Raw genomic sequence first — 1,335 nt, 5'->3', positions numbered from 1 at the left:
CCCGCCGCGCCCAGGACGCCCGGGGCGCACGTGTGGAGGCTGCGGCCGAGCTCGGCCTCGACCCCGACCTGCCGACGCTGCTGGTGACGGGCGGCTCCCTCGGCGCGGTGAGCGTGAACGCAGCGGTGGCCGGCGCCGCCCAGCAGCTTCTCGACGCAGGCATCCAGGTCCTGCACCTGACCGGTGCCGGCAAGGCCGACGCCGTGCGGGAGCAGGTGCACCGCGCGGCCGTCGACACCCGCGACCCGGTACGTGCCGGGCGGTACCAGGTCCGCGAGTACCTCGGTCGCATGGAGCTCGCCCTCGCGGTCGCCGACCTCGTGGTGGCCAGGTCGGGTGCCGGGACGGTCAGCGAGCTGGCTGCGCTCGGTCTGCCCGGCGTCTACGTGCCGTTGCCGATCGGCAACGGTGAGCAGCGGCTCAACGCCCGCCCCGTCGTGGACGCCGGTGGCGGCATCCTGGTCCCGGACGCCGAGATGGACGCCCACTGGGTCGCCACACGTCTGCCCGAGCTCCTGGCCGACCCCGCACGACGCGAGCAGATGGGGCGTGCCGCCGCCGAGGTGGGCGGCACCGACGGCGCCGCGCGGGTGGCCGACCTGGTCGAACGCGCGGCTGCGGAAGGGAGCGGAACCGCATGAGCCCCGCTCCGTGTGACGTGCCGCCGGCCCCGGAGTCGCTCGGGAACGTGCACCTCGTGGGTGTGGGGGGCGCGGGCATGTCCACCGTCGCGGCTCTGCTCGCGGCCAGGGGCGTGCCCGTGTCCGGGTCCGACGCCCGGGAGTCGCCCGTCCTCGAGACGCTCCGCAGGGCCGGCGTGCAGACCCAGGTCGGGCACGAGCCCGCGCACGTGCTGCACGCTGACACGGTCGTCGTGTCCAGCGCGATCCGCGCCGACAACCCGGAGCTGCGGGCCGCCCGCGACGGCGGGCTGCGGGTGCTCCACCGGTCAGAGGCCCTTGCGACCCTGATGCGCGGTCGCCGTGCGGTCGCCGTGGCGGGCGCCCACGGGAAGACCACGACGTCGGCGATGACCGCCGTCCTGCTGGGTGAGGTCGGGCTCGAGCCGAGCTATGCGATCGGGGGCACCGTCCTGCGGGCCTCCGGCGCCACGGACGCGGTGGACGCGGGCGGGGATGCGGTCGGCGGCGCCCGGCACGGCACGGGTGAGGTGTTCGTCGCCGAGGCCGACGAGTCCGACGGGTCGTTCCTGGCCTACCGGCCCACCGTCGCCGTCGTCACGAACGTCGAGCCCGACCACCTGGACCACTACGGCTCGGCAGAGGCGTTCGAGGCGGCTTTCGACAGGTTCACCGAGCGTGTGGAGCCCGACGG

Annotated in this window: 2 protein-coding genes; both read left to right on the top strand. The window is 75.6% G+C overall.

All coding sequences use genetic code 11. The features are described from left to right. Nucleotides 1–641 (top strand): UDP-N-acetylglucosamine--N-acetylmuramyl-(pentapeptide) pyrophosphoryl-undecaprenol N-acetylglucosamine transferase (locus N869_RS15115; protein ID WP_035063029.1); only part of this gene is annotated, 641 nt, incomplete at its 5' end. Next, nucleotides 638–1,335, top strand: a 698-nt coding sequence (locus N869_RS15110) for a Mur ligase domain-containing protein (protein ID WP_232229818.1), incomplete at its 3' end; no start/stop codon positions are given. The genes N869_RS15115 and N869_RS15110, both read left to right, overlap by 4 nt.

Origin of the sequence: Cellulomonas bogoriensis 69B4 = DSM 16987 (assembly GCF_000767165.1) — a bacterium.
Classification (GTDB): domain Bacteria; phylum Actinomycetota; class Actinomycetes; order Actinomycetales; family Cellulomonadaceae; genus Actinotalea; species Actinotalea bogoriensis.
Note: the sequence above shows the minus strand (reverse complement) of the source record. Positions and strands in the feature narration are given on the sequence as shown.